31 protein-coding genes and 1 pseudogene are annotated in these 25,461 nt (G+C 72.0%); 11 read left to right on the forward strand and 21 right to left on the reverse strand.

The features are described from left to right. Positions 1-78 precede the first annotated feature (78 nt). The 5 genes from AB0B48_RS03745 to AB0B48_RS03765 form a co-directional block, all read right to left on the reverse strand. The gene (locus AB0B48_RS03745) at positions 79-861 is read right to left on the reverse strand and encodes a hypothetical protein (RefSeq protein WP_357195416.1); all 783 of its coding nucleotides are present in this window, start codon (positions 859-861) and stop codon (positions 79-81) included. A 200-nt stretch (positions 862-1,061) separates the two neighbouring features. Next, entirely contained in the window at positions 1,062-1,712 is a 651-nt protein-coding gene (locus AB0B48_RS03750; RefSeq protein ID WP_357195419.1) for a GNAT family protein, read from the reverse strand. Between the two features lie 111 nt (positions 1,713-1,823). Next, entirely contained in the window at positions 1,824-3,137 is a 1,314-nt protein-coding gene (gene glp, locus AB0B48_RS03755; protein ID WP_357195422.1) for a gephyrin-like molybdotransferase Glp, read from the reverse strand. Further along, the gene (locus AB0B48_RS03760; RefSeq protein WP_357195424.1) at positions 3,134-4,096 is read right to left on the reverse strand and encodes a UTP--glucose-1-phosphate uridylyltransferase; all 963 of its coding nucleotides are present in this window, start codon (positions 4,094-4,096) and stop codon (positions 3,134-3,136) included. The genes glp and AB0B48_RS03760 overlap by 4 nt, the downstream gene beginning before the upstream one ends. Before the next feature lie 9 nt (positions 4,097-4,105). Next, positions 4,106-6,460 (reverse strand): diguanylate cyclase, encoded by a 2,355-nt coding sequence (locus AB0B48_RS03765; protein WP_357195427.1) that lies wholly within the window; start codon positions 6,458-6,460, stop codon positions 4,106-4,108. 84 nt (positions 6,461-6,544) lie between these two features. Here AB0B48_RS03765 and AB0B48_RS03770 point away from each other — a divergent pair, with 84 nt between their 5' ends. Both AB0B48_RS03770 and AB0B48_RS03775 read left to right on the forward strand, forming a co-directional pair. Beyond that, positions 6,545-7,222 (forward strand): 5-formyltetrahydrofolate cyclo-ligase, encoded by a 678-nt coding sequence (locus AB0B48_RS03770; protein ID WP_357195430.1) that lies wholly within the window; start codon positions 6,545-6,547, stop codon positions 7,220-7,222. Further along, positions 7,219-7,425: pseudogene (locus AB0B48_RS03775) on the forward strand (FmdB family zinc ribbon protein); the annotation flags it as partial. The gene AB0B48_RS03770 and the pseudogene AB0B48_RS03775, both read left to right, overlap by 4 nt. A gap of 14 nt (positions 7,426-7,439) precedes the next feature. Here the strand turns inward: AB0B48_RS03775 and AB0B48_RS03780 are convergent. Beyond that, positions 7,440-7,664, reverse strand: coding sequence for a hypothetical protein (locus AB0B48_RS03780; RefSeq protein WP_357195570.1), 225 nt, complete (start codon positions 7,662-7,664; stop codon positions 7,440-7,442). A 281-nt stretch (positions 7,665-7,945) separates the two neighbouring features. Between AB0B48_RS03780 and AB0B48_RS03785 the strand changes: the two genes are divergently transcribed. Continuing rightward, on the forward strand, positions 7,946-8,143 hold the full coding sequence (locus AB0B48_RS03785; protein WP_357195433.1) for a hypothetical protein: 198 nt from the start codon (positions 7,946-7,948) through the stop codon (positions 8,141-8,143). Positions 8,144-8,267: 124 nt separating this feature from the next. Here the strand turns inward: AB0B48_RS03785 and AB0B48_RS03790 are convergent, their stop codons facing one another. After that, on the reverse strand, positions 8,268-8,450 hold the full coding sequence (locus AB0B48_RS03790) for a hypothetical protein (RefSeq protein ID WP_355005124.1): 183 nt from the start codon (positions 8,448-8,450) through the stop codon (positions 8,268-8,270). Positions 8,451-8,620: 170 nt separating this feature from the next. Here AB0B48_RS03790 and AB0B48_RS03795 point away from each other — a divergent pair, with 170 nt between their 5' ends. Then, positions 8,621-9,121 (forward strand): hypothetical protein, encoded by a 501-nt coding sequence (locus tag AB0B48_RS03795; protein WP_357195437.1) that lies wholly within the window; start codon positions 8,621-8,623, stop codon positions 9,119-9,121. 34 nt (positions 9,122-9,155) lie between these two features. On the opposite strand, the gene AB0B48_RS03800 is transcribed toward AB0B48_RS03795, so the two are convergent. Continuing rightward, entirely contained in the window at positions 9,156-9,638 is a 483-nt protein-coding gene (locus AB0B48_RS03800; protein ID WP_357195558.1) for a DUF2231 domain-containing protein, read from the reverse strand. 202 nt (positions 9,639-9,840) lie between these two features. Between AB0B48_RS03800 and AB0B48_RS03805 the strand changes: the two genes are divergently transcribed. Together AB0B48_RS03805 and AB0B48_RS03810 are read left to right on the forward strand one after the other, a co-directional pair. Further along, positions 9,841-10,269, forward strand: coding sequence for a Fur family transcriptional regulator (locus tag AB0B48_RS03805; RefSeq protein WP_357195440.1), 429 nt, complete (start codon positions 9,841-9,843; stop codon positions 10,267-10,269). Between the two features lie 59 nt (positions 10,270-10,328). Continuing rightward, positions 10,329-11,192, forward strand: a complete 864-nt coding sequence (locus tag AB0B48_RS03810; RefSeq protein ID WP_357195442.1) for an oxygenase MpaB family protein — start codon at positions 10,329-10,331, stop codon at positions 11,190-11,192. A gap of 22 nt (positions 11,193-11,214) precedes the next feature. Here AB0B48_RS03810 and AB0B48_RS03815 read toward each other — a convergent pair whose 3' ends face one another. The 11 genes from AB0B48_RS03815 to AB0B48_RS03865 form a co-directional block, all read right to left on the reverse strand. Next, the gene (locus tag AB0B48_RS03815) at positions 11,215-12,135 is read right to left on the reverse strand and encodes a PD-(D/E)XK nuclease family protein (RefSeq protein ID WP_357195445.1); all 921 of its coding nucleotides are present in this window, start codon (positions 12,133-12,135) and stop codon (positions 11,215-11,217) included. Between the two features lie 43 nt (positions 12,136-12,178). Then, positions 12,179-12,793: a MarC family protein gene (locus AB0B48_RS03820; protein WP_091394729.1), complete on the reverse strand. Its 615-nt coding sequence runs from the start codon at positions 12,791-12,793 to the stop codon at positions 12,179-12,181. A gap of 41 nt (positions 12,794-12,834) precedes the next feature. Further along, a complete protein-coding gene (locus tag AB0B48_RS03825) occupies positions 12,835-13,707 on the reverse strand; it encodes a PHP domain-containing protein (RefSeq protein ID WP_357195448.1) in 873 nt (290 codons plus the stop codon). Between the two features lie 53 nt (positions 13,708-13,760). Next, a complete protein-coding gene (locus AB0B48_RS03830) occupies positions 13,761-15,023 on the reverse strand; it encodes a hypothetical protein (RefSeq protein ID WP_357195451.1) in 1,263 nt (420 codons plus the stop codon). Next, positions 15,020-15,802, reverse strand: coding sequence for a SigE family RNA polymerase sigma factor (locus AB0B48_RS03835; RefSeq protein WP_357195454.1), 783 nt, complete (start codon positions 15,800-15,802; stop codon positions 15,020-15,022). The genes AB0B48_RS03830 and AB0B48_RS03835 overlap by 4 nt, the downstream gene beginning before the upstream one ends. Positions 15,803-15,905: 103 nt before the next feature. Continuing rightward, positions 15,906-16,781, reverse strand: coding sequence for a PH domain-containing protein (locus AB0B48_RS03840; RefSeq protein WP_357195457.1), 876 nt, complete (start codon positions 16,779-16,781; stop codon positions 15,906-15,908). A 6-nt stretch (positions 16,782-16,787) separates the two neighbouring features. Further along, positions 16,788-16,946: a hypothetical protein gene (locus AB0B48_RS03845; RefSeq protein ID WP_007455302.1), complete on the reverse strand. Its 159-nt coding sequence runs from the start codon at positions 16,944-16,946 to the stop codon at positions 16,788-16,790. 116 nt (positions 16,947-17,062) lie between these two features. Then, positions 17,063-17,809: a DUF6758 family protein gene (locus AB0B48_RS03850; protein ID WP_357195460.1), complete on the reverse strand. Its 747-nt coding sequence runs from the start codon at positions 17,807-17,809 to the stop codon at positions 17,063-17,065. Positions 17,810-17,819: 10 nt separating this feature from the next. After that, positions 17,820-18,443 carry an RNA methyltransferase gene (locus AB0B48_RS03855; RefSeq protein ID WP_357195561.1) on the reverse strand — a complete coding sequence of 208 codons (624 nt, stop codon included), beginning with the start codon at positions 18,441-18,443 and terminating at the stop codon, positions 17,820-17,822. Between the two features lie 51 nt (positions 18,444-18,494). Next, the gene (locus AB0B48_RS03860; RefSeq protein ID WP_357195463.1) at positions 18,495-19,031 is read right to left on the reverse strand and encodes a hypothetical protein; all 537 of its coding nucleotides are present in this window, start codon (positions 19,029-19,031) and stop codon (positions 18,495-18,497) included. A 94-nt stretch (positions 19,032-19,125) separates the two neighbouring features. Continuing rightward, on the reverse strand, positions 19,126-19,641 hold the full coding sequence (locus tag AB0B48_RS03865) for a MaoC family dehydratase (protein ID WP_030486570.1): 516 nt from the start codon (positions 19,639-19,641) through the stop codon (positions 19,126-19,128). Positions 19,642-20,189: 548 nt separating this feature from the next. On the opposite strand from AB0B48_RS03865, the gene trxA reads away from it, so the two are divergent. The 3 genes from trxA (at position 20,190) to AB0B48_RS03880 (ending at position 22,114) form a co-directional block, all read left to right on the forward strand. After that, positions 20,190-20,552, forward strand: a complete 363-nt coding sequence (gene trxA / locus AB0B48_RS03870) for a thioredoxin (protein WP_007455291.1) — start codon at positions 20,190-20,192, stop codon at positions 20,550-20,552. Between the two features lie 153 nt (positions 20,553-20,705). Next, positions 20,706-21,146 (forward strand): hypothetical protein, encoded by a 441-nt coding sequence (locus tag AB0B48_RS03875; protein ID WP_355005113.1) that lies wholly within the window; start codon positions 20,706-20,708, stop codon positions 21,144-21,146. Beyond that, a complete protein-coding gene (locus AB0B48_RS03880) occupies positions 21,143-22,114 on the forward strand; it encodes an HTTM domain-containing protein (RefSeq protein WP_357195468.1) in 972 nt (323 codons plus the stop codon). Before AB0B48_RS03875 ends, AB0B48_RS03880 begins: the two co-directional genes overlap by 4 nt. Here AB0B48_RS03880 and AB0B48_RS03885 read toward each other — a convergent pair. Then, a complete protein-coding gene (locus AB0B48_RS03885; RefSeq protein WP_112620689.1) occupies positions 22,078-22,497 on the reverse strand; it encodes a DUF393 domain-containing protein in 420 nt (139 codons plus the stop codon). The genes AB0B48_RS03880 and AB0B48_RS03885 overlap by 37 nt on opposite strands. Positions 22,498-22,590: 93 nt before the next feature. Here AB0B48_RS03885 and AB0B48_RS03890 point away from each other — a divergent pair, with 93 nt between their 5' ends. Continuing rightward, a complete protein-coding gene (locus AB0B48_RS03890; RefSeq protein WP_357195472.1) occupies positions 22,591-23,634 on the forward strand; it encodes an Rv2578c family radical SAM protein in 1,044 nt (347 codons plus the stop codon). Positions 23,635-23,653: 19 nt separating this feature from the next. Further along, on the forward strand, positions 23,654-24,061 hold the full coding sequence (locus tag AB0B48_RS03895; RefSeq protein ID WP_357195475.1) for a CoA-binding protein: 408 nt from the start codon (positions 23,654-23,656) through the stop codon (positions 24,059-24,061). 105 nt (positions 24,062-24,166) lie between these two features. Here the strand turns inward: AB0B48_RS03895 and AB0B48_RS03900 are convergent, their stop codons facing one another. Then, positions 24,167-25,363, reverse strand: coding sequence for an acyl-CoA dehydrogenase family protein (locus tag AB0B48_RS03900; protein ID WP_357195564.1), 1,197 nt, complete (start codon positions 25,361-25,363; stop codon positions 24,167-24,169). Positions 25,364-25,461: the final 98 nt, after the last annotated feature.

Raw genomic sequence — 25,461 nt, forward strand, 5'->3', positions numbered from 1 at the left:
ACCCCGAGTCCATCAAGCCAGCCGGGCCCGGCCGGGACCGCGGCCCGGCGGGGCCCGCGCCCCGGCCGGGACCGGCCGTCAGGCGCCTCGGCCGGCCTCGTAGGGGCGGCCACGCAGGCCGCCCGACCGCCGGTACGAGACCGATCCACCGTTGACCGCCGCCGGCAGGTCTCCCGGCCGGTCCAGGCCCATGGCGGCGCGGCGTACCCCTTCGCGCTGGGCGGCGAGGCGGCGCTGCGCCTCCCGGCGGGCCGCTGCCCTACGGGCCTGCTCCCGGCGCACCTCGGCCTGCCGGGCAGCCAACCAGGCGGCCTCCCGGGCTCGGGCGCGGCGGCGGCGACGCCCGGCCAGGGCCTGACCCCGCAGGTGCACGACGTAGAGGGCCAGGAGGAGGAAGGTGACCCCGAAGCCGACCCAGAAGCCGGGGCTGACGAACAGCACACCGATCAACTCGACGACGTTGAGGAGCAGCAGGGCGGCGAGCACACGGCGACGCCGGTAGACGGCGGGGGTGTGCTGCCGGCGCGGCGGCGGGCGGCGACGGGACCGCTTCGGTGCGGCGGGCACGGCGCGCAGTCGACCGGAGCGGCGGACGGCCGGCGGCGCGGAGACCGGCGCGCCCAACACGCCGGTAGTCGCATCTTCACTGAGGGTGACTATCAGTGAGCGCGGAGGATGGACGGGTCGCCGTCCCGGCACAGTGCGGCGCCGTCGGCGGCGCTGGAGCACCCGCGCCGTCGACTGCGCCCGCTCCGCCACCAGCCGCTCGGTGGCGTCGTACCGGCGAACCAACGCCGGGGCCAGGGCGAGCAGGCCGGCGGCGGCGAGGACGGCGAGGAGCACCGAGGTCGGCACCCTCACCCCTCCCGTCACCGAATTCGAAGCAACCGCCACCCGACCGCAGGATCTTCCATGGATCACGCCTGGGCGCGTGGATCGTCCGGCCGGGGAGCGCTTGCCGCAGCTTGCAGTTACTTGAGGTTACGGCGCACCGACCGGGTTGCCACCGCGCCGCGCCGATCCCGTCCGTGGGACGAGTGGGCCGATGTCGGGAAATCCTCCTACCGCGCGTTGGCGCGAACCCGGTGCCAGCGGGCCAGCAGGCCACCCTCGGCGGCGATCTCCTCACTCGTCATCGCGTACCCGATGTGGTCCCGCCAGGCGCCGTCGATGTGCATGTAGCGCACGTGGTACGACTCCTCGCGGAAGCCCAACTTCTCCACCACCCGCCGGGACGGCCGGTTCTCCGGACGGATGTTCACCTCCACCCGGTGCAGCCCGCCCGGGCCGAACGCGTGGTCCACGGCGAGCGCCAGCGCAGTCGGGATCACACCCTGGCCGGCGGCCCGGGCGTCCACCCAGTAGCCGACGTAGCCGGAGCAGAGGGCCCGCCGCACGATGCTGCCCACGTTGATGTGCCCGACCAGCCGGTCCCGGTCGGCCTCACGCAGGCAGACCGCGAACGGCATGCCCTCACCTTCGCGGGCCGAGCGCCGCTGGTCACGGTGCACCCAGCGGAACGCGGCCGGCGAGTTCATCTCGTCCCAGCCGCCGGGCAGTGACGACTCCCAGGGTGCCAGCCAGGCCCGGTTGGCCCGCCGCACCTCCGACCACGCCGCCGCGTCGGAGCGCCGGTACGGCCGCAGCAGCACTGGGCCGTCGGCCAGTTCCACCGGCCAGCCCGGTGCCCGCGCGGGACCGAAGAGACTCACCTGGACAGTCTCCCGCGCGGGACCGTGTCGCGCACAAGTGGCCTCACCGCGTTCACCGCACAGATCCGACGATCACCCGACGCGGGCCGCGAGCGGGCCGGCCGGGACGCGTCACCGGCGGCGGTCCAGCAGCAGGACGTCCACTGTGGAGCCGGCGGCGGCCGTGGTGACCCGCTCGCCGAGCACCAGCAGCCCGTTGGCCTCGGCCAACCCGGAGAGGGTGAACGGTCCTCCGCTGAGCGGCTGGACCGTGTACCCGCCGCCGCGCCGCTCGGCGACGTGCGCCGGCCGGAACTCGCGAAGCCCGGTCGGCGACGACACGGTCTCCAGCAGGTGTGCCCGCACACTGGGTCGGAACACCGGCTCGGCACCGGCGAGCAGTTGGATGGCGGGGCGGGCCAGCACCTCGAAGCCGATCAACGCGGCACCCGGGTCGCCGGGCAGGCAGACCACCGGCACCTCCTCGGCGCCGACAGTGCCGAACCCGAGCGCGGTGCCGGGGTAGAGCGCCACGTCGGTGAAGGTGACCGGCCCGGCGCGACCGCCCTCACGGCGGGAGAGGATCCGACGCACCATGTCTCCGGGGCCGGTGCCGGTGCCCCCGGTCGTGATGATCAGGTCGGCACGCAGCGTCTGGTCCTCCAGCAGCCCGCGCAGCCCCTCCGGGTCGTCGTCGCAGATTCCCACCCGGTACGCCAGCGCGCCCACCTCGGCCGCTGCGGCGGTCAGCGCGTGCGAGTTCGCGTCCACCACCTGACCGGGCTGACTACCCCGGCCGACGTCGACGAGTTCGTCACCGGTGGCCACGATGACCACCCGCGGACTGGGCCGGACCACCACGTGCCCGATGCCGGTCGCCGCGAAGACGGCGACCAGGGCCGGGGACACGTAGGTGCCGGCCCGAGCGAGCAGGGTGCCGGCGGGCAGCTCCTCACCCGCTCGGCGTACCCCGTACCCCCGTTTGGGGGTGCGGAAGATCTCCACTGCGGCCATGCCCTGGTCGGTCCACTCCACCGGGACAACGACGTCAGCGGCGACCGGCAGCGGTGCCCCGGCGGCCACCGAGAAGCACGAGCCGGGGGTGAGCCGGACCGGCCGCCAGCTCGCGGCGCCGAGATCGCCGACCACGTTGAGCCGGATGGTGCGACCGCCGGGCATGCCGGAGGGGGCCGGGACGTAGCTCGGCCCCCGCCCCCCTCCGGAGATGTCCTCCCAGCGCGCGGCGTAGCCGTCCACGGCCGCCTGGTCGAAGGCCGGGAAGGCGTGCGGCGCGACGACGTCCTCGGCGAGGACGTTGCCGTGCGCCTGGGTGAGGTCGAGGTCGAGTGGCGGCAGCGCGCGCAACCTGCGCAGCACGCTGCCCAGGTAGTCGGCGAGCGGCGTCAACTCGTTCGCGGCCGCCTCGGCGTCGGCCGTCGCTGTCATGTACCAGATCCGCCTGCCGCGTCGGCCTTGACGAAGTCGGCCAGCCAGGACCGGAACTCGGTGCCCAGGTCCTCGCGCTCGGCGGCGATCTGCACCACCGTCTGGAGATATCCCAGCGGCATGCCGGTGTCGTAGCGGGTGCCCCGGTAGACGATCGCGTGCACCGGGGTGCCCTCGGTACGCAGCAGCTCCATCGCGTCGGTCAGCTGGATCTCGCCGCCGCTGCCCGGCTTGGTCCGCCGGATCGCGTCGAAGATCTTGCCCGGCAACACGTAGCGGCCGAGCACCGCCAGGTTGCTCGGGGCGTCCTCCGGCTGCGGCTTCTCCACCATCCCGGTCACCTTGACGACCTCGCCGATGTCGGTCAGCTCCGACTCGGCCGGCTCGACGGAGGCGATCCCGTACCGCTTGGTCTCGGACGGGTCGACCTCGAAGAAGGCGAGCACCACACCGCCGGTGCGGGCCTGCAACTCCAGCATCGCCGGCAGCAGCGGCTCCGACGGCTTGACGAACTCGTCGCCGAGCAGCACCGCGAAGGGGGCGTCGCCGACGTGCGACTCGGCGTACCCGATGGCGTGGCCGAGCCCGAGCTGCTCGGGCTGCCGCACGGTGTAGATCTCGGCCAGCTCGCTGGGCCGACGTACGGCGGCCAGCCGCTCGGAGTCGCCCTTCTCCTCCAACCTGGTCTCCAGGTCCGGACGACGGTCGAAGTGGTCCACCATCGACGTCTTACCCCGACCGGTGATCAGCAACACGTCACCGATGCCAGCCTGCGTGGCCTCCTCGACGATGTACTGCAACACCGGCCGATCCACCACCGGCAGCAGTTCCTTGGGCACCGCCTTGGTGGCCGGCAGGAACCGGGTGGCCAGTCCGGCGGCCGGGATGACGGCCTTGACCGCCAGGGGACGGCCGTTTGCGGCGACCGTCGATGAGGGGTTCGCTGAGTGCTCCGACATGCCGCGAGACTATCGGCCACGGCTCTGCCGCGGCGGGTGTGGCCCAGAAGACGCGCCGCCACCCGGCCCCGGCCGCGCCGCGTCCGGGCCGGCCCGCGCCGCGTCCGTCGCGACGTCCGGCGTGTCGTCGACCGAATCCGGCCGGGCCTGCGCCGGGCCCGCCAGCGATGATTCCGGTACGCCCACCGCCGGGTCGGACCGGGCGGGCCCGCCCGGCTCCCGGCTGGCCTGCACCGGCTGGCCGGCGCGCGGCAGCCCGTCGGTAGGGCTCACCGCGCACGCGAGCACGGGAATTTCCCGGGTCGGCAGATCCGAGCGAACCTCGGCGACCCGGTACGTGTCACGGCCCGCCGCCTTGGCCGCATAGAGGGCGTCGTCGGCGGCCTCCAGCACCTCTCGCCCGGTGCTGCCGTGGTCCGGGAAGACGGCGATGCCCACCGACACGGTCACCAGGACCGGCCCGGCGTACGCCTCGACGGCGATGGGCGTGTCGCGCACCGCCGCGCCGAGCCGCTCGGCAACGATCGCCGCGCCCCGGGCGTCTGTCTCCGGCAGCAGCAGCACGAACTCCTCACCACCCTGGCGGAAGGCCAGGTCGACCTCCCGGATCTCCCCGCGCACCCGGCGGGCGAACTCGGCCAGGACGGTGTCCCCCGCGGCGTGCCCGTAGGTGTCGTTGACGTCCTTGAACCGGTCCAGGTCCAACGCGAGGACGCTGAGCATCCGCCCGAAGCGGCTGGCCCGTTCCACCTCCCGCCGGATCGACTCGCGCAGGTAGCGGTAGTTCCACAGCCCGGTGAGCGGGTCGGTGAGGGAGAGCCGCTGCGCCTCCTCGTGCACCCGGACGTTGTCCACCGCCACGGCCGCGTGGCCGGCGAAGGTGCGCAGGGTGGCCAGGTCGTCGTCGTCGAACTCGTCGGCGCCCAGCCGGTCATAGAGGGCCAGCACGCCGAGGGCGGCCGCCGCGCCCGCCTCGTCGACCGGCCCCGAGGATCCGCCGAGGGTGGCCGTGGCACCGCCGGGCGGGGCGGCGAACGGAACCGCGACGTAGGTACGACAGCGTGGCTCACCCGTTGGCGTCTCGGTCTGCTCCGCCCTGCCCCGTTGCGGTTCCCCGGTGGCGGCGACCTCACCGACCACGCCGACGCCGACCGGCACCCGGAGCGTCTGCGACCCGTCCGCCTCCTCCGCCGGCCAGCGCCCGTCCAACCCCTCCGTGCACTGGGCGACGAGCACCCCGCCGGTCTCCACCAGCAGCACGGCACCGGCGCGCGCGCCCGTGGCCCCGATGGCACTGCGCAGGATCACGCGCAGGATGCGTTGCAGGTCGTGTGTGCTGGCCAGCGTGTCGCCGAGCACCGCGAGGTGCCCGCGCAGCTGGTCCCGGTTGCTGGTCAACGCCGCGACGTAGGAGCCGGTCTCCCGGGTCATCCGGTTGAACGCGGCGGCCAGCCGACCCAACTCGTCACGACTGCGCACCGGCACCCGGGCGGTCAGATCGCCCTGGGCCACCCGGTCGACGGCACCGGCCAGCTCCGCCAGCGGCCGGGTGGTCACCCGGGCCAGCCGCCAAGCGGCCAGCACCGCGAGCAGCCCGGCCAGCACGACCACCCCGAGCAGCGTGGCGTGCAACCCCGGTGGCCGTTCACTGGGCACGGAGAGCACCAGTGGCAGCGGCTGCGTGTCGGAGGGCCCGAGCCTGCGCACGTACCGGCCCTCGTTGGTCTCGGTGACCTGCTCGCCCCGTACGCCGACGGCGGCGGCCAGCACCGCGTCGCGGACGTCACCGGACTCGGTCGTATGGGTGACCCGAGCGGCGCTCGCCCCACTGTCGAGGAGGGTGACCGCCACCCCGGTCACCGCCGCCAGCCGGGCCACGAAGGCCGGGTCGACCAGTTGCGCGGCGGTCACAGTGCCCAGCCGGGTGCCGGCGCGATCGTGCAGGTCGACCTGGGCGGCCAACGCACGGACCGGGCCCGCCGAGCCCGGGTTCGAGCCCCCGTTCGTGCCCTCGGCCGAGCCGTCGCAGTCCTGCCACGGGGTCGACGGAGCACCGGGCGACAGGTAGGTGACCTGGCCGGCCACGTCGCTGACCAGCACCGCGGCGGCCAGACCCCGACCGACCAGTTGCGCGGCGGCGACGGCGGGGTCGGCGGTGAGCGCCACCGCGTCGGCGGTGGCGCGTAGCTGCTGGCAGAGCGCGTCGACCGAGGTGCGAACCGCGGATGCAGCCACCGCCAGGCGCTCGGTGGAGCGGCTGCGGTCCACCGCCGCGACTGTGGAGGCGACGAAGAGCGCGCCGAGCAGGACGGGCCCGAGCACCACCACGAGGAAGGCTGCCGTCAACCGCCCGCGTAGCGTCACTCGTCCCCCCGGAAGTTCCGCCTCCGTTGCTTGCGATGCTGACACAGTGCAACCGTGGGAGAGGCGTTGCGTCAGGAGTGTTGCGTGCCGGAATTTTCTGATGAAGCGGAAGTGACCCGAGTGGCGAAGCGGAACACCCGCGTCGAGCTGCTCGCCCGCCGCCGGTCGCTGCCCGCCGCGACCCGGGCAGCCGCCGCCGGGCGCGTGCAGGCCGAGCTGGTCGCCCTGGTACGCCGACTGCGCCCACACCGGATGACGGCGTACGTGCCGGTCGGCTCCGAACCGGGCGGGCCCGACCTGCCCGAGGTGCTGCGGGCGGCGCTGCCGGCGGACGCCGAGTTGCTGCTGCCGGTGCTCCTCGGTGACCTGGATCTGGACTGGGCGGCGTATACCGGGCCCGATGCCGTGATCGCTGCGGGACGGGGTATCCGAGAACCGGTCGGTGCCCGTCTCGGGGTGGCCGCCGTGGCACACGCGGAACTCGTGATCGTTCCGGCTCTCGCGGTCGACCACCACGGTCGGCGGCTCGGGCGCGGTGGCGGGTCGTACGACCGCGCCCTCGCCCGGGTCCCCGCGGCGGCCCTGACGGTGGTGCCGCTGCACGACGGTGAGCTGGTCGAGGCGCTGCCGGCGGAGCCCCACGACCGTCGGGTGCGCGCGGTCGTCACTCCCGCCGACGGGGTGCGTACGCTTGACGGCGGCCCGGGTGCGGCGCACGGTGTCGCGCCCCACACGTCTGCTGGACGAACCCGGGGCGAATGACGCACCATTGGCACTCGAATACGTCGAGTGCCAACTGGCTGAGCCCAGATCCGGAGGAGAACGTGCCCACGTACCAGTACGCCTGCACCACGTGCGGTGAGCAGCTCGAGGCGGTGCAGTCCTTCTCTGACGAGCCGCTGACCGAGTGCCCGGCGTGTCAGGGGCGGCTGCGCAAGGTCTTCAACTCGGTCGGCATCGTCTTCAAGGGTTCGGGCTTCTACCGCACCGACTCCCGGGCGTCCGGTTCCGAGACGACCGCCGGCGGCACGACCACCAAGCCGGCGAAGTCCGAGTCGTCCTCCGCTGACAGCTCGTCGTCCTCTTCGGGGTCCTCGTCCTCGTCCGGGTCGTCCTCGTCCTCGGGGTCGGGGTCCTCGGGGTCGTCCTCCGGGTCGTCCTCGGGCGCATCGGGCGGCGGCAAGGCGGCGACGGCCAGCTCCACGTCCTGATCGCCGAAGGCCCGACCCCACCACGGGTCGAGCCTCGATCGACTCGGGTTCCAGGAAGCCGGCCTGTCCCCGTCGCTCTGACCGCCCGATTTCCCTGATCCCGAGTCGATCAAAGCGATTCTCCTAGCAGATCGCACCGGCGGATGCGCGTTGTCCACAGGCCGGGCGGTTGTCCACAGGCGGTGGCCGTGGGTCGGCCGAGGCGGCGGGAACTGCCTAGCCTCCCCTGCATGAGTGCCACTGCGGCGCTCGGGGACGGGAGGCGGCAGAGGCGATGGTCGATCCAGATTCCGCGCGGGCGTTGCGCCCGCTGCGCCAGCTCACTCTGCCCGGCGGGCGCACCCTGCTCCGGGCCGGTCTGGTCGCCGCGCTGCTCGGCCTGGCCGCCGCGGTCCTGCACACCCCGACCGGATGCCCTCCGACCGCCGTGCCCTCCGACTCTCCATCGGTGGCGGACGACCCGACCCGGTAGGCCGACCAAGGTCGGTCGGGCGAGCGCAGCAGGACAGGCATCCGCCCCGGTCGAGCACCGGCCACCGCCCAGGGCAGAGAGCTGGCGGATCGAGATCGTCAGGGTCTGGCCGAAGCTGCGGGGGTCATTCCCAGTGCGGGGGGCGTTCGGCGAGCAGCCAGTCGTCGTTGCCGCCCGACCGCTCACCCCAACCACGGTCGGTGTCGTCGGTGGTCTGCTCGGGCAGCACCACGAAGTCTTCGCTCAGGTCGACGGCGCGGTCATCGTCTCGCGGTGCGCCGTGCGTGCCAGGGTCCTCGGTGCTCACGAGCGGCAAGACTAGCGCAGCCGACGGCGGTGGACCGGGCCACCGGCGGTGGGCACGCCGGCCAGAGCCAGCCGGACCGCCGGCACTGGGCACGCCGGCCGGACCGCCGACAGTGGGCGCGCCGGCCAGAAGCGACCGGGCCGCCGATGGCGTTGGTAGCGTCGGACGGCGTGACGACCCCCAGCGGTGGCAGCGACCCGGACGACTACTGGCGACGGCCCGACACCGGTGACGACGCGGTGGCCGGCCAACCTCCCGCCGCGCCCGCGACCACACCACCGGCCGGGCCCACCAATTCACAGCAGAACGAGCAGGCCAGCCCAGCATCGACGGGCCACCCTGCCAGCGGGAACGCGGGCCCGCCGCCCGCATCGGCACCGACGGGAGGCCCTGTCAGCGGGAGCGCGGGCCCGCCGCCCGCACCGATCGCACCGGCGGGAGGCACTACCAGCGGATACTCCGGCCCGCCGCCGAGCGTGCCGCCGCCGGCGGGTTGGCGTCCACCCGTACATCTGCAGCCGGCGCCGCCGCGACGGCTGCCACCGCAGGACATGGCCGACCTGGACGCGGCCGAGCAGCGATCGCAGCGGGTCACCTACGGCTTCGGGGCGGCGGCCGGCGTGGTGCTGCTGGTACTGCTCTGTCTGCTCTGCTCGCGGCTCATCTTCTGATGCCCACCCCCGGGCGGCAGCGCCGGCCAGCGGCTCAGAGGGTGGTGCCCCACACCGTCTCGGCGCCGGAGTGGCCGGTCAGGTAGACGTAGATCAGGGCGGCGATGGAAAGCCCCACTGCCGCTACCGCCAGCACGGGGATGACCAGCGCGGGTAGCTGCGGCACCCGGGGGTGCCCACTCGTCGCCACGAGCAGCAGGATGGCCACGATCCCAAGCGGCACCACGACGCGTAACAGGATGTCCCCGTAGCGGCTGTGCTCGAAGATCTGATCGAGGATCGGCCCCTGGAAGCCCCGCGCCACCAGCGCGTCGGTGAGTGCCTCACCCGACTTGACCGCGACGTAGGCGGTCACCGGCGCGGCCACCGCGAGGAGGCCCAGGGCCCAGTCCAGCCGGTGCCGCCACCGCGGTAGCCCCACGTACGCGATGGCCAGCACCGCCAGCAGCGGTACGAACACGACGACCGCGTGGATTACCAGGACGTGCACCGGTAGACCCAGGATCTCCTCGAACATCGAACCCTCCAGGTGGATCATGGTCAGGGGTGTTCAGCCTATGGTCCGCCGATCGTCCCCAGGCTCTCGACGGATGACACGCGCGCCACGTCGATCGGGTTCATTCGCTGGGGCCGTACTCCCGATCCTGCCTGGCTGTGTCGGTGGCCACCCGGAGCGGGCGACGGTTGTCGATGCGGGTCGAGCGTGTTGTCATTGGCCAATGTCCGGTGCCGAGGAGCTGCTGCGGTCGAGGGGTCTGCGTGTCACGCGCCCCCGCCTCGCGGTGCTCGACGTGCTGGCCGACGGCGGCCACCTGGAGGTCGACGAAATCACCCGGCGGGTGCGCGAACGCCTCGACTCGGTCTCCACCCAGGCGGTCTACGACGTACTGGGCGCGCTGTCCCGGGCCGGGCTGTCCCGCCGGATCGAGCCGGCGGGCAGTCCCGCCCGCTATGAGGCGCGGGTGGGCGACAACCACCACCACGTGGTCTGCCGAGGCTGCGGCGAGATCGCCGACATCGACTGCGCGGTGGGCAGCGCACCGTGCCTGGAGCCGAGCAGCGCGCACGGGTTCGAGGTCGACGAGGCCGAAGTGACCTTCTGGGGCCTCTGCCCGGGCTGCCGGGCCCGCCGCTCCGCCGACGTCTGAGCATCTGCACCGGAGGCACGTGACCGGCGAGGTCGGCCCGATCGTGGCACTCTTGTGCGGTGGACTCCGATGACCTCGGCCTTTTCGGTCCGGGTTCGGTCACGTGGAAGGTGCACGAGGAGCCGATCCTGATCGTCGCCGGCCTGCGCTCGCTCTACCTCCAGGCGTTGCACCCCCGGGCCATGGCCGGGGTCGCGCAGAACAGCAACTACCGCACCGACGCCTGGGGTCGACTTCTCCGCACCGCCACCTACGTGGCGACCACCGTCTACGGGACCACCGCCGAGGCGGAGGCCGCCGGGGCCCGGCTGCGCCGCCTGCACGACCGCCTGCGGGCCACCGACACGCTCACCGGTGAACAGTTCAGGATCGACGAACCGGACCTGCTGCGCTGGGTGCACGTGACCGAGGTCGAGTCGTTCCTGAGCACGGCCCGACGCGCCGGGCTGCCGCTGAGCGACGACGAGGTGGACGGCTACTACACCGAGCAGCGCCGCGCCGCAGCCCTGGTCGGCCTGGACCCGGCCACCGTCCCGGGGACCGCCGCCGAGGTCGCTGACTACTACGAGGCCGTACGGCCACAGTTGCGGATGACCCGGGAGGCCGCCGAGACGGCGGTGTTCCTCACCGCCCCGCCGCTGCCGTGGAAGCTCAGCCTGCCGGTCCGGTTGGGGCTCACGTTGGGCCCGCCACGCTGGGCGTACCTGGGGATCGCCAGCACCGCGTTCGCGCTGCTGCCGGCGTGGGCACGCCGGATGTACGGAGGTCCCGGTCTACCGACCACCGCGCTGTCGGCGGACCTGACCGTGCGCGCGCTGCGGCTCGCGTTCGCCGCCGTCCCCCGTCGCTACCTGGAGGGGCCGTTGATTCAGGCGGCCAAGGAGCGGGCCGCGCGGCACGCTGCCGCCTCGCTGGCCGGCTGACCCGACCCTCGGCGGCAGGAGATCAGCCGTCGGCCGGCCGGTCCACTGCCGCCCACGGCTCCTTGCCCGGGACCTGAGCGCCCGTCGGGCAGTGCCGCCGGAAGTCGCACCAGCCACAGCGCGGGCCGGGTGCCACCGGGAAAGCCTCGTCCGCGTCGGCGCCGTCGGCGACCGCCCGCTCGGCGGCCATGATGTCGCGGGCCGTCTCTTCCGCGCGGGTCAGTTGTCGGGCCAGCGACTCGACTGTGTGGTCGTGGCCGGCGACCGTGCCGGTCGGCAGGTGGTGCAGCTCCACCCTGCGGCACGGCCGACGAAACACCCGCTCGGCGGCGTACGCGTAGAGCGCGAGCGCCTGCGAGCCCCTGGCGTCGTCCGTGTCCAGCCCGGTGCGGCCGGTCTTGTAGTCCACGATGACCAGCTCCGGCCCGTCCGGGCCGGGCCGCGAGTCGATCCGGTCGGTACGACCGTTGAACGCCAGCACCGCGGTCTTGACCGCCACCACCCGCTCCACGCCGAGCGGGTCGGAATCCGGCTCCAGCGTCTCGACGTACGACTCCAGCCACCCCAACGCCCGCCGGTAGGCGGCCCGTTCCTGCTCGTCGTCGCGGTAGCCCTCCCGGACCCAGGTGCCCTTGAGCAGTGTGGCCAGCGCCTCGGGACGCCTTCGGTCGGCGGGCAGCGCATACCAGTTCTTCAGGGCGGTGTGCACGCTGGCGCCGAGCGAGTTGTGCGCCCACGGCGGGCCCTTGGGTGGGGCGGGCCGGTCGACGTAGGAGTAGCGGTAACGACGCGGGCAGTCCGCGTACGCGCCCAGCTTGCTCGGGGTGCAGACGAACAGCCGCTCGGGCATGCCCTCGAAGCCGAGCTGCTCGGCGTCGCCGGCGCGCTGCCGCGGGGTCCGGCCGCCGGCGGCCGGCCGCCCCGCTGATGAGGATCGTCGCACGTCTCAGATCCTGCCATTCATCTCCGACATCGCGCGTGTGCCGTCAGGCCATGTTCACGTACTGCGTGACGAAGGCGGCCACCGCGTCGGCGATGAGCTGCACGGCGATCGCGGCCAGCAGCAGGCCGGCGATCCGGGTCAGCACCTCGATCCCGCCCGGCCGGAGGATCTTCACGATGCCGCCGGAGAAGCGCAGGACGATCCAGACGGCGACCATCACGGCGAGGATCGCCACGGCGATGGCGCTGAACTCTCCCAGCCCGTCGGCCTGCTGGACGAAGAGCATGGTGGCCACGATGGCACCCGGGCCGGCCAGCAACGGCGTGCCCAGCGGCACCAGGGCGATGTTGGAGGTGACCTGCTGGCTCGGGTCGTCGGCCTTGCCGGTCAGCAGCTCAAGGGCGACGAGCACGAGCAGTAGCCCACCGGCTGCCTGCAACGCCGGCAGGTCCACGTGCAGGTAGTCGAGCAGGGTCTGCCCCGCCACCGCGAAGATCACGATGACGCCGAGCGCCAACGCGACGGCCTGCCAGGCTGCCCGGTTGCGGTCGCGGGCGGGCAGGGGGCCGGTCAGCGCCAGGAAGATCGGCATCATGCCCGGCGGGTCGGTGATCACCAGCAGAGTCACGAAAACCTCGCCGAACAGCTTCAGATCCACGTGATCAAACTAGCCGCGTCGCGATGGGCGAAATACCCGGATCAGCCCGAAGCGACCTCGGTCACCCCCTCGGCGACGATCCGCTCGTACGCCTCGACGCTGGTGCTGAACGCGCCGAGTTGGACGGTCTTGTGGGTGCCGTGAAAATCCGAGGAGCCGGTGACGAACAGACCCAGCTCGGCGGCGAGCGCCCGCACGTGTTCCCGCTCGGCCGGGCTGTGGTCCTCGTGGTCGGCTTCGAGCCCGGCGAGCCCGGCGGCGGCCAGCTCGGCGATCAGCTCGTCGGGCACGACCCGGCCGCGTCGGGTGGCTCGCGGGTGGGCGAAGACCGGCACGCCTCCGGCCGCCCGGACCAGCCGAACGGCCCGGAACACGTCGATGTCCTCCTTGGGCAGCCGGTACCGCTCGCCCAGCCAGTCCGGGCCGAACGCCTCCCGGACGCTGCCGACCAGGCCCGCGCGGATGAGTGCCTGCGCGATGTGCGGACGTCCCACTGTGCCGCCACCCGCGCCGACCAGGATGTCCGGCCAGTTCACGTCGATGCCGTCGGCCCGCAGGAGGCCGACGATCCGTTCGCCACGCTCTTCCCGGGCGGCCCGGACCCGCGCCAGCTCGGCCACCAGCTCCGCGTGACCCGGATCGAACAGGTACGCGAGCAGGTGCAGCGGCACCGCGGGCTGCGGACCGGACCAGCGACACGACAACTCCGCACCCCGGATCAGGCGCAGACCGGGTGGCAGCGCGGCCACTGCCGGCGCCCAGCCCGCCGTGGTGTCGTGGTCGGTGATCGCCAGCACGTCCAGCCCGGCGTCGGAGGCCGCGCCGACCAGCTCGGCCGGGGTCAGCGTGCCGTCGCTGGCCGTCGAATGGGCGTGCAGGTCGATCCGGGAAGCGGGGCCGGTACACGAGGTCACCGCCCGACGTTACCGAGGAAACGGTGAGCCCGGCTCACATGGGCCACCTGGGGTCAGAAGCCCTGCACCAGGATCGGCCGCTCTCCGGCCGGCACGCCGGGCACCGCAGCGGGGCCGGCGGGCTTTCCCGCCCGCACCTGGCCGACGTCGACCCGGACCAGCTCGCCGTCGCCGTCGAGGTAGGAGGCCTGGGCCTCGTCGCTCCAGACGATCGCCCCGGTCATCGGCGGCCCGGCCGCGACGGCTGTCGCACCCGGCCCGAGCCGCTGTAGGTCGACCAGCAGGGACCGACCGGCCGAGCCGCTGTCCTCGTTGACCAGCAGCCACCGCCCGTCCGGCGAGACCCCGCCGACGCCGTCCTGGCTCAGGTCCGGACCGCAGCCCGTGCGTACCGGGTCCAGGTGACGTGTCGGGGTGAGGATGGCAAGGCAGGTCCGGTCCGGATCGGCCGTGCTGACCTGCCCGACGAGCCGCCCGTCGGGCAGCTGCCCGTAGACGTTGAGGCTCTTCCGGTCGAGGGCGTCGGGCAGCGGCCCCGCACCGGGCCGCCAGAGTGTGTGACCGGCGCTGGCCGGGTCGAGGCGGACCAGCACGCTGTCACCGACGAACCGGACGGGCTCCGCCGCCGCCGGCATCGGGGTGCGCACCGACCCGATGAGTTGGGTGCCGACCACACCCGCCGTCAGGAGATCGCCTCCGTCGCGCCAGGCGACCTGGCGGCTGTCCGGGGCCAGGACGATCGCGCCGGCACCGGCCAGCAGCACCTGTACCAGGCCGTCGTCCTGCACCACCCACAGAAAGCGCCCGGCGGTGCTCGGCGCGCCCACCACCAGCCAACCGCCTCCGCTGGGCAGCGGCTGGACGCGTTCGGCCGGCCCGACGTCGGACAACACCAGCCGCCGCCCGTCGGCGCTGACCAGCGTCTCGCTGGCGATGAGCGAGGTCGACGCCGTGGGCGAGGGGTCGGGGCCGGGAATGCTGGCCGTCGGGAACGGTCGACTGGTCGGGTCGGGGTCGCCGATCACGACGATGGGTGAGCCGTCCCGCCTGGTCTCGGCACCGAGCTGGGCCATGCCGGCGCTGAGCAGCACGGTGGTGGCCGCCGCGAGGGCGAGGCCGGCGGCGGTGCGTCGACGCCGGATCCGGTTCGCGCGACGGATGGCCTGGCCGGCCGGGTCGACGCTCAGCGGGCGGGCAAGGGCGACCTGGTGCGAGAGGGTCTCCCGCACCGCACCTTCCAACTCGTCAGGCCGCACCTGGTAGGAACGCTGCGGGCCGTCCGTCAGGTTGTCGCGTCGGCCGGGGAACTGACTCACTGCTGTTCCCCGGAGCCCGTGCCGACGGGCACGGCCGCCGGGGCGGTGGGCAGGACCACCTGCGGATCGATCCCGCGCGGCACGGCAGGGCGCGGAGCGGTGGGGCGGGGCACGGGTCGGCCAGCCGCCCGTCCGGGACGGGGTGAGGCAGCGGCACCGGTGGCCGGGACCCGCCCGGTCCGGGAACCCGAGCCCGCCGCCCGGCCGCCGGCGCCGATCGCGCCCGCAGCACTGTCGGCAGCGCCAGTCCGGCCGGCGATGCCGGCGGCGGCTGCCAGCTCCGGTGCGTCCGCGCCCAGTCGCCGACGCAGCGTGGCGAGCGCCCGGGACGCCTGGCTCTTCACCGTGCCCGGTGAAATGTCCAGCATCGCGGCGGTCTGCGCCTCCGACATGTCCTCGTAGTAGCGCAGCACCAGCACTGCCCGCTGCCGGTTGGGCAACTCCCGGAGATGCCGCCAGAGCAGATCCCGGTCAAGTTGCTGCTCGATCTCGTCGACACCGGCCCGCTCGGGCAGCACCTCGGTAGGGCGTTCGCCGTGCCAGCGCCGCCGCCACCAACTGGTCGACGTGTTGACCATCACACGCCGGGCGTACGGCTCGACGGCCTCGATCCCGCCGAGCCGCTTCCACGCCAGGTAGGTCTTGGTCAGCGCCGTCTGGAGCAGGTCCTCGGCCGTGGCCCAGTCGCCGGTGAGCAGATAGGCGGTGCGCAGGAGCGCGGCGGAGCGGGCCGCGACGAACTCGCGGAACTGCTCCTCCAACGAGTCCTTGCTCGCCACCGCCCACCTCCACACCCCTGCCGTCCTGGCAGAGTGCCACGTCAGGGGCGGTCTGGTCCATGACGAAAGGTGCGCACTTGCTCCGATGTTCGGTCGAAAACCTTCATGCCCCGTCGTCGGCCTTGGCCTCGTCGGCCTCCTTGCCGAGCCGCGCCTCGACGGCCTGCGGCTCGTACATCTCCTCGACGACGCGCAGGTAGAGCTCGTTCGGGTTGGGCAGGTTCTTGACCTCGCGAAGCGCCTGCTCCTGGCCGGCGGACTCCAGCACGAAGGTGCCGTAGTTGAGCGCTCGACCGGTCGGGGTCTGCTCGTACTTCATGTCGGTGACCCGGACCAGCGGCATCATCGCCACCTTGCGGGTGACGATCCCGTTGACCACCATGACCCGCTTGTTGGTCAGGATGAACCGGTCATACCACCAGTCGGCGACCTTCCACGCCACCCAGCCCATCACCGCGAACCACAGCAGCACGGCGATGGTGGTCAACGCGCCGACGTCCTGACCGGCGAGAAAGCCGGAGAGATAGCCGAGCACGAAGGTCGCCGCGACGCCGATCAACAGCGGGTTGCTGAGGTGGATCCAGTGTCGCTTCCACTCGCCCCGGTAGCGCTCGGTGGGGAAGAGGTAGCGAGCCACCAGCGAACTGGGCTCGTCTTCCAGCGGCAGCACCCGCCGAGGGGTCGAGCCGGTCGCGTCGGCACGCAACCCGGCCAGCTCGTCCTCGGAGATCTGCGGCGGCTGGTAGCTGGCCTCCGGATCTCGGATCCACCCCCGACCGGAACGACCCTGGCCGGCGTAGCCGGGCCCGTCGCCATAGCCGACGTCGTCCGAAAGGGACGGACCGTCGGACAGGCCGGGGCCGGCCCCGTAGCCCGGGCCGTCATCAGGCCCGATCCGCGGGATCGGCTCGGTGTCGCGCTCGCGACGTTCCCGGTCGGGGTCGTCCGGGTCGAAGGGTGGACCGGAGGGGCTGCCCATCGGCGGCTAGGCGACGAGGCTGGTGAAGAAGTCGCCAAACCCCTGGGCGATATCCATGATCCCGCCGCCGAGCGACTTGAACACGTCCGCCGCCGAGTTTGGTCGATAGGCGACGAAGAAGATCAAGAATGCGATTCCGGCCCAGGTGAGGACCTTCTTGACCATGGCGGGCCATCCTCTCGCGCGGCGCCGGGTCCCATTACCGCAGCGGCACCCAGAGTATCAGTGTGGTGTCGTACAGTGAATATCTGCGTCCGTTCTCCGTCAATCCGGAAGAGTTGTCAAGCTCTACCGGGTAGATACGGGGACGGTGCGCCGTACACGAGCTCGGGCGGAGTCCACTCGGTCAGGTCGTGTAGCACGACGTCTTCCGCGAGCAGGTGACCCGCACTCGCCGGCCAGGCTATCGCATGGAGCCACATTCCCCGAGCTTCGCCGGCGTACGCGCTTCGATCCGTTGGAGAATTCACCAACCACAGTGGAGTGGGGTGCCCACCGACCTTGATCTTCGCCTGTCCGACGTGGTCAGGGTGACCCGGCCCCGGGTCGGTCAACGCGTCCACCAACTCCGGTCCCGGGTCCGGCCCGGTCAGACCGGCGAGGCGGGTGCCCAGGCCGACACCTGGTTCCTCGGCCACGAAGACCAGATCGGCCGGACCACCACCGAGGGGCGCGGGGCCCGCGCACGCCACCACTGTCGCCCGCACACCCGTGCGGTCGTCCCCGGCGTACGCCACGCCGGTGAGTGTCCAACCGGGCGGCAGCGGCCACGGGCACCACAGCGGTGTCACCGGTGGATCGCCGGTCGCGGTGATCCGTTCCACCACGCTCGCCACGATGTCCGCTCCGATGTGCTCGGGCACGTGCAATGGCGGCACCGGGCCGCAGCGCGCACATCTCGAGTCGGTGTTCATCAGATCCGGCGCCCGTACCGGGCCCCCGCATCTCGGACAACTCACCGCGACACTCACATCCCCACCGTCGCCCCGGACCGCCGGCACGTCAAGCCGGAACGTCCGATTCGGCACCGTACGTGGGTCAGTCCGGCGGCGTACCGGCGTGCGCGCGGATCCAGGCGTGCATGGCGATTCCGCTGGCCACCCCCGCGTTGATCGACCTCGTCGAGCCGTACTGGGCGATGGAGTAGAGCTGGTGGCAGGCGGCACGGGCAGGCGCGGAGAGGCCGGGGCCCTCCTGGCCGAACAGCAGCACGCAGTCCCGCGGCAGGGTGCCGGTCTCCAGCGGACGCGACCCGGGCAGGTTGTCGATGCCGAACACCGGCAGTTGCCGCTCGGCCGCCCAGGCGACGAACTCCTCGATCGTCTCGTGGTGCCGTACGTGCTGGTACCTGTCGGTCACCATCGCGCCGCGCCGGTTCCACCGTCGGCGTCCGACGATGTGCACCTCGGCGGCGTTGAACGCGTTGGCGTTGCGCACCACGGTGCCGATGTTGAAGTCGTGCTGCCAGTTCTCAATCGCGACGTGGAAGCCGTGCCGGTGCCGGTCCAGGTCGGCGACGATCGCCTCGTGCCGCCAGTAGCGGTAGCGGTCGACGACGTTGCGCCGGTCTCCCTCCGCGAGCAGTTGCGGGTCGAAGCGGCTGTCGTCCGGCGGGTCCCCCTGCCAGGGGCCCACGCCCACCTCAAGCTGGTCGTCGGTCACGGTCATCAGAGGGTACGGACCGCGTCGCCGTCGGCTGCGCCGACCTGCCGGTCAGCCCAGGTCGAGGGCGGCACCGAGCCGGTCCAGGAAGCGCCGGTCCGCCGGGCTGGCCGGTGGGTCCACCCGGCGCGTGCCGGTGCCGGGCACCGCGCGACAGACCCGGGCCGCGACCGACTGCACCCACTGGCGGTACGCGGCCGAGTCGGCGGGGTCGGCCCGCCGCCGGAGGACCCGGCTCACCGCCCGGCAGGCGGCCAGCAGGTCCACCAGGTCGGTGAGCCGCTCGGCGGGTTGTGGGGTGCCGTCGTGGCGGGCGTAGATCGTGGCGACCACCGCCCGGACCAGGTCGCTGTCGGAGGCTCGGCCCGCGGCCACGGCATCCAGACCGGCCAGGCCGGCCATCACTCCACGCTCCGTCCGGTCAGGCCCCGGTGCCGCGGCGGCCACGAGGACCCGACCGGGCAGGCTGGTGAGCAGATCCCACTCGACGGCGGAGTAGACAGCGGTGGTCAAGGGTGCGGCTCGGCGGCCGGCAGAGGGCGGCTCTCCCGCGACGGAGTGGCTCATCGGAACCTCCGGCGTCAGCATATGCCCCGCGACGGGCACCGGACCCCTTCCCCAGCAGACCCGCGCCGGGGAAGGAGGCCGGTGTTCGTCGACGGTCGTAGCCCGCCGCGACCTGTCAGCGCGGCTCGGGGAAGCTGGGCCGCTCCGGATCCACGCCGTCGGGCACCGCGGCGGCCGCGTACTCCCGCTTCGGCACCATGACCTTGCGCCGGAAGACGCAGACCATCGTGCCGTCCTGGTTGTAGCCGCGGGTCTCCACCGACACCACACCCCGGTCGGGCTTCGAGCCGGACTCTCGCTTGTCCAGCACCGTGGTCTCGCCGTAGATCGTGTCGCCGTGGAAGGTCGGCGCGACGTGCCGCAGCGACTCGACCTCCAGGTTGGCGATCGCCTTGCCACTCACATCGGGCACCGACATGCCGAGCAGCAGCGAGTAGATGTAGTTGCCGACCACGACGTTGCGCTTGAACTGGCTGGCCGTCGCGGCGTAGTGCGCGTCCATGTGCAGCGGGTGGTGGTTCATGGTGAGCAGGCAGAAGAGGTGGTCGTCGTACTCGGTGACGGTCTTGCCCGGCCAGTGCCGGTAGACCGCGCCGACCTCGAACTCCTCGTAGTAGCGACCGAACTGCATGCTGGTCCCTTCGACGGGCGGCGATGGAGTTCGGCACAGCATGCCTTACCGATGGTTAAGGCGACCGGCGGGGCGCGGCGGCGGCGGAAATGTCACACCGGTCACTCGCCTGGGGGGAGACGCAATGAGCGGCGGGGCCCTCCCCGGCACCCGCCGCCCACGCTCTGATGTGAGGAATTCTGCCCTACGGGTGCGTAGCTTCAACAGAGGTCGCGATCACATTTATCTTTTTGTAACACTACCGTGAGTGACGAAGCGGAGGTTGATCAGCGATCTCTGCAGGCCGGATACCTCCTTGTCAAGGCCCAAGTTACCGATTCGTAGTGCTCAATCGCGTGGATCTCCCTGGAAACGCTCCCATCACCGCAGGTCACGCAAGTGCGTCATGCACTTGCGTTCCGCAGGTCGGGTGTGAACAGATGCTTGTCGATGACCGTCGGCACCCCCCGGCAGCCCCGGGCACGTTTCGTGCCCCACCCCCCGGGAATTCGATACGGTCAGCCCTGGTTCTACGGGACGTAGATAAACCGCGGTGATCGGAGAGTGCAATGGCAACCGTTGAGCTGACCTCGACGAACTTCGACGAGGTGACCGGCAACGACGGCATCGTCCTGGTCGACTTCTGGGCCGACTGGTGTGGTCCGTGCAAGCGGTTCGCCCCGGTCTACGAGCGCTCCTCGGAGAAGCACCAGAACATCGTCTTCGGCAAGGTCGACACTGAAGCTCAGCAGGAGCTGGGCGCCAAGTTCGACATTCGCTCGATCCCGACGATCATGGCGATCCGCGACGGCGTCATCGTCTTCGCCCAGCCGGGCGCCCTTCCCGAGTCCGCGCTGGAGAACCTGATCGAGCAGGTCGAGGCGCTGGACATGGACGACGTCCGCAAGCAGCTGGCCGAGCACAACCACTGAGTCGTCCCCACGACGACACGCGAGGCCGGGCCCGGTACGGGCCCGGCCTTCGTCGTACCCGCCGACTCCACCCATGATCACCTGCCTGGTCGGGCCGAACTGGCCATCGGAGGGACCCGAGGCCGTCGGTACATCCCGTATCGTCACGACCCGATGGAGAATCTGACCACCCGCGGGCGCGTGACCCGGCTGGGCGCGACCGCACTCGGCCTCGTCCTGCTCGTCGTCGGCACCTTCTGGGGCAGCGACGACGATTTCCCGTTCGGCCCGTTCCGGATGTACTCCACCTCCAACCCGCCGAACGCACCCGCCCCTGACACCCGCGTCGAGGGGGTGAACAGCTCCGGGGCGGTGATCGACCTCGACCAGAACGCGACAGGCATCCGCCGCGCCGAGATCGAGGGCCAGCAGGCCCGATACGCCGCCGACCCGACGCTGCTCACCGAGGTCGCCGACGCGTACGCCGAACGCCACCCGGACGCCCCCGCGCTGGTCGAGGTCCGCATCGTCATCCGCTGGCACGGCATCCGCGCCGGCCGACCGACCGGCGAGCACACCGACCAGACCGTCGTGAGCTGGCAGGCCGCCCGATGAACCGCTGGTTGACCGAGGCCGTACCCCGGGGCCGGGTGGCCGCCTTCCGCACCCTGATCTACCTGTTCGTCGCCGCCGACCTGGTGATCTTCACCCCCTGGGTGCGCACCCGGGTAAGCGTGCCCGGCGACCTGTACCAACCACTCCTGATCGGCCGCCTGCTCCCACTGCCGACGCCAACCGAGACGCTGGTGACGGTGATCTTCTGGGCGTTGCTGCTGCTCGCCCTCCTCGCCGCCACCGGACGAGCGCCCCGACTGCTCGGCTGGGCGGTGTGCGCGCTGTACCTGGAGTGGATGATCATCGCGATGAGCTACGGGAAGGTCGACCACGACCGGTTCGGGCTGCTCGTCGCACTGGCCGTGCTGCCCACCGCCGGCCGCGCGCGACACGGCGACACCACCCGCACCGAGGCCGGCGGCTGGGCCCTACGCGTCACCCAGATCGCGGTGATCTGCACGTACTTCCTGGCCGCCTTCGCCAAGCTGCGGTTCGGCGGCCTGGACTGGCTGACCGGCTCGGTCCTGGCCCGCGCGATCATCCGGCGCGGCACCGACCTGGCCGACCTCATCGCCCAGGTGCCGTACCTGCTGATCGTCGCCCAGTTCGGCATCGTGGCGTTCGAACTGCTGAGCCCGGTGGTCTTCTTCCTGCCACCCCGCTGGCGACTCGCCATGGTCGGCTTCTTCTACTCGTTCCACGCGGTCACCATCGCGACCATCACGATCTCGTTCGCGCCGCACCTGGCCGCGATGACCAGCTTCCTGCCGCTGGAGCGGGTGCGCCCGCTGGTCTGGGCGCGCCGGCTCGTCGGCCGCGGCTCTCCCGAGGCGGCCACGACGGACGCCTCGGTGCCGCGCCCGGCCGACGTCGACCCGGTGCCGACCGACCAGGGCCCGGTGACAGCCGGCTCGGGGCCGGCACGCGACGATCAGGCGCCGGTGGTCGGGCGACCGGCCGGCCCGTAGAGCCGCTCCCGGGCCTCCTGCGGCAGGGAGCAGGCCGCCGTGCCACCGGGAAGTCGGTGCCGGTTGCGCGCCACCCAGCGGTACAACGGCCAGGCCGCGACGCGTACCGGAGGAATCCGCAGGCCAGCGCCGGCGACCCGCCAGAGCGGACCACTCGCGGCGAGCAGCTTCGCGATGGCGTCCGGACCGGCCGCGCGTGAGCCGTCCGCGCCGACCCACTGCACGGCCTCCTCGCACTCGGCCACGCTGAGGCCGAGCGCGTCCAGGTCGGCGAACTGCCAGGGCACCACGCGTGCGGCGGTGGGGATGCGGCGCTCGATGAACTCCGCACAGCTCGTGCAGAACGCGCAGTCCCCGTCGTAGACGAAGGTCGACGTCTCCATGGCTCCCATCCTTCCCTCTCCGACCACCCGGACGCCCACCGGTGTACGGCGGGTCACTTGCGCTTGCCTCGTACACGTGTTCGAATAGTGCCCATGCGCTGGGACAACCTCACCGCTCCCCCGGTCGAGGGAGACCCCGAGCGGGCAGCGCCAGCGACGCCACCCCTGCCGCTGGCGCTGCCCGGCGCCGTCGCCCGCACCTTCGACACCCCCGAGTTCGCCGGGATGACCTTCTACGAGGTGCAGGCCAAGTCCATCCTCAACCGGGTGCCCGGGCAGTCCCGCGTTCCGTTCGAGTGGACGATCAACCCGTACCGAGGCTGCTCTCATGCCTGCACTTATTGTTTCGCGAGAAATACTCACACCTATCTCGATCTCGACGCCGGTGCGGACTTCGACCGGAAGGTGATCGTCAAGGTCAACGCCGGTGAGCTGGTCCGGCGGGAGCTGGCCGCGCCGCGCTGGCGGGGCGCCCACGTGGCGATGGGCACCAACGTGGACTGCTACCAGCGGGCCGAGGGTCGCTACCGGCTGATGCCGCAGATCATCGGTGCCCTGCGAGACTTCGCGAACCCGTTCTCGATCCTCACCAAGGGCACGCTGATCCTGCGCGACCTGCCACTCCTGCGTCAGGCCGCCGAGGTGACCACGGTGGGCATCTCCTTCTCGGTGGGTTTCGTCGACGAACACCTCTGGCGCACCGTCGAACCGGGCACACCACACCCCAGCCGCCGACTGGACGCCGTCCGGGCGCTCGCCGACGCCGGCTTCTCCGTCGGGGTGCTGATGGCCCCGATCCTGCCCGGCCTCAGCGACAGCGAAGAGTCGATCGACGCCACCGTCTCAGCCATCGCCGCCGCCGGCGCGACGAGCGTGACCGCCCTGCCGCTGCACCTGCGTCCGGGGGCTCGGGAGTGGTACGCGCACTGGCTCGCCCGCGAGCACCCGCACCTCGTGCCCCGCTACCGCGAGCTCTACCGGGCCGGCGCGTACACGCCGCAGGCGTACCAGCGGGAGTTGACCGCACGGGTGCGGATCGCCGCCCGGCGACACGGGTTGCACCGCGGGGAGCGGGGCGACAACCGCAGCCTGCCCGAGTCGCCGCCACCGTCAGCCGAGCAGCTGACGCTGCTCTGATCGGAGCTACAGTCGGCGGGTGCGTACCGCTCAGCAGATCCTCGCCGAATCCGCCGTGATCGCCGTCGTGGGCGCGTCCCGCGACCCGTTCAAGGCCGCGCACGGCGTGCCGTTGCAGATGCAGCAGTACGGCTGGCGCATCATCCCGGTCAACCCGACTGTCGACGAACTGTTCGGGGAACGGGCCTACAAGACCCTCGCCGACATTCCGCACCCCGTGGACCTGGTGGACGTGTTCCGACCGGCGGCTGACGCCGTGCAGGTGGTCCGGGACGCGGCGGCGATCGGCGCTCCCGCGGTCTGGCTGCAACTGGGCATCGTCTCGGCCGAGGCGCGGCGGATCGCCGAGGAGGCCGGCATGGACTACGTCGAAGACCGCTGCCTCATCGTCGAACGCGCCGCCGCCAACCTGACCCGCCTGCCCTGACCCACCCCCACCCCCGCCGCGATCTTGCACTTACTGTCGCGACAAACCCGGCATGAGGGTCAATCGGGCAACCGAAAGTGCAAGATCGCGGGGGGCTGGGCGGGGTTAGAGCTTGTATTCCTTGAGGAGGCCTCGGGAGATGATGGTCTTCTGAATCTCCGAGGTGCCCTCGCCGATGAGCAGGAACGGGGCCTCCCGCATCAGCCGCTCGATCTCGTACTCCTTGGAGTAGCCGTAGCCGCCGTGGATGCGGAACGCCTCCTGGACGACCTCGGCGCAATATTCGGAGGCGAGCAGCTTGGCCATCCCGGCCTCCACGTCGTTGCGCTGGCCGGCGTCCTTGAGCCGGGCGGCGTTGACCATGAGGGCGTGCGCGGCCTCGATCTTCGTGCCCATCTCGGCGAGCTTGAAGGCGATCGCCTGGTGCTTGGCGAGAGGCTGGCCGAAGGTCTTGCGCTGCTGGGCGTAGCTCACCGCCAGCTCGAAGGCGCGGATGGAGATGCCGCAGGCGCGGGCTGCCACGTTGACCCGGCCCACCTCGATGCCGTCCATCATCTGGTAGAAGCCGCGACCCACCTGGTCGGCGCCGCCGAGGATCGCTGAGTCGGGCACCGTGACGCCGTCGAGCACCATCTCGGTGGTCTCGACGCCCTTGTAACCCATCTTTTCGATCTTGCCGGGGATGGTGAGGCCGGGGGCGGTCTCGCCGAAGCCCGGCTCCTTCTCCAGCAGGAAGGTGCTCATGTTGCCGTAGACGGACTCCGCGCCGGTGTCGGTCTTGACCAGGGTGGCCACCACCGAGGAGTAGGCCCCGTTGGTGAGCCACATCTTCTGCCCGTTGAGCACGTACTGGTCGCCGTCGCGGACGGCCCGGGACTTGATCGCCGAGACGTCGGAGCCGGTCTCGGGCTCGGACATGGAGAACGCTCCCCGCACCTCGCCGGTGGCCATCTTCGGCAGCAGCCGGGCCTTCTGCTCGGCGGAGCCGTGCTGGGAGATCAGGTACGCCACGATGAAGTGGGTGTTGACGATGCCGGAGATCGACATCCAGCCGCGGGACAACTGCTCCACCACCAGCGCGTAGGTGAGCAGTGATTCGCCGAGGCCGCCGTGCTCCTCGTCGATGGTGAGGCCGAACAGCCCCATCTCGCGCATGCCGTCGAGGATGTCGGTGGGGTACTCGTCGGCGTGCTCCAGCCGCTGCGCGTGCGGGATGATCTCCTTGTCGGCGAAGTCCCGAACGGTCTCCAGGATCGACTGTTGCACATCGGTCAGGCCGGGCGTCTGGGCGAGTCGGGCCATCTCAGCCTCCGGGGATCCGCGCACTACTCATGGGTAACTGAACGCTGGGTCAGTATCGGCCCCTCGGGTCGAGGAGGCCAAGGTGACCAGTCCACACA

Source organism: Micromonospora sp. NPDC049089 (assembly GCF_040648775.1).
Classification (GTDB): Bacteria; Actinomycetota; Actinomycetes; order Mycobacteriales; family Micromonosporaceae; genus Micromonospora.

Excerpts from the sequence above, each read along its gene's own strand:
- AB0B48_RS03760 (WP_357195424.1), bottom strand. The coding sequence starts at position 4,096 with ATGTCGGAGCACTCAGCGAACCCCTCATCGACGGTCGCCGCAAACGGC.
- AB0B48_RS03800 (WP_357195558.1), bottom strand. The coding sequence starts at position 9,638 with ATGTTCGAGGAGATCCTGGGTCTACCGGTGCACGTCCTGGTAATCCAC.
- AB0B48_RS03875 (WP_355005113.1), top strand. The coding sequence starts at position 20,706 with ATGGAGAATCTGACCACCCGCGGGCGCGTGACCCGGCTGGGCGCGACC.
- AB0B48_RS03865 (WP_030486570.1), bottom strand. The coding sequence starts at position 19,641 with ATGCAGTTCGGTCGCTACTACGAGGAGTTCGAGGTCGGCGCGGTCTAC.
- AB0B48_RS03785 (WP_357195433.1), top strand. The coding sequence starts at position 7,946 with ATGGTCGATCCAGATTCCGCGCGGGCGTTGCGCCCGCTGCGCCAGCTC.
- trxA (WP_007455291.1), top strand. The coding sequence starts at position 20,190 with ATGGCAACCGTTGAGCTGACCTCGACGAACTTCGACGAGGTGACCGGC.
- AB0B48_RS03805 (WP_357195440.1), top strand. The coding sequence starts at position 9,841 with ATGTCCGGTGCCGAGGAGCTGCTGCGGTCGAGGGGTCTGCGTGTCACG.
- AB0B48_RS03860 (WP_357195463.1), bottom strand. The coding sequence starts at position 19,031 with ATGCTGACGCCGGAGGTTCCGATGAGCCACTCCGTCGCGGGAGAGCCG.
- AB0B48_RS03880 (WP_357195468.1), top strand. The coding sequence starts at position 21,143 with ATGAACCGCTGGTTGACCGAGGCCGTACCCCGGGGCCGGGTGGCCGCC.
- AB0B48_RS03840 (WP_357195457.1), bottom strand. The coding sequence starts at position 16,781 with ATGGGCAGCCCCTCCGGTCCACCCTTCGACCCGGACGACCCCGACCGG.
- glp (WP_357195422.1), bottom strand. The coding sequence starts at position 3,137 with ATGACAGCGACGGCCGACGCCGAGGCGGCCGCGAACGAGTTGACGCCG.
- AB0B48_RS03890 (WP_357195472.1), top strand. The coding sequence starts at position 22,591 with ATGCGCTGGGACAACCTCACCGCTCCCCCGGTCGAGGGAGACCCCGAG.
- AB0B48_RS03885 (WP_112620689.1), bottom strand. The coding sequence starts at position 22,497 with ATGGAGACGTCGACCTTCGTCTACGACGGGGACTGCGCGTTCTGCACG.
- AB0B48_RS03845 (WP_007455302.1), bottom strand. The coding sequence starts at position 16,946 with ATGGTCAAGAAGGTCCTCACCTGGGCCGGAATCGCATTCTTGATCTTC.
- AB0B48_RS03900 (WP_357195564.1), bottom strand. The coding sequence starts at position 25,363 with ATGGCCCGACTCGCCCAGACGCCCGGCCTGACCGATGTGCAACAGTCG.